General features: G+C 49.3%; 1 rRNA gene. It reads right to left on the bottom strand.

The features are described 5' to 3' along the window. Positions 1 to 71: ribosomal RNA gene (rrf, locus tag ACZ3HH_RS31325) — 5S ribosomal RNA — on the bottom strand; the annotation flags it as partial. Positions 72 to 207: the final 136 nt, after the last annotated feature.

The following is a 207-nucleotide window of genomic DNA, read 5'->3' as shown; positions in this document are numbered from 1 at the left end:
TCGGCGATGCATCGTTTCACTGCTGAGTTCGGGATGGGATCAGGTGGTTCCAATGCTCTATGGTCGTCAAGAAATTCTGTGACCAGCCCGTTACAGCGGTAACGTGCCAGCAAAATCGGTGACTTCTACTAAAACAAAACCCCTACCTGCATACGCAGATAGGGGTTTCGGAATTTAATCTTGACGATGACCTACTCTCACATGGGG

The sequence above is a fragment of the Pseudomonas sp. PME37.24/025 genome (genome assembly GCF_055556615.1).
Note: the sequence above shows the minus strand (reverse complement) of the source record. Positions and strands in the feature narration are given on the sequence as shown.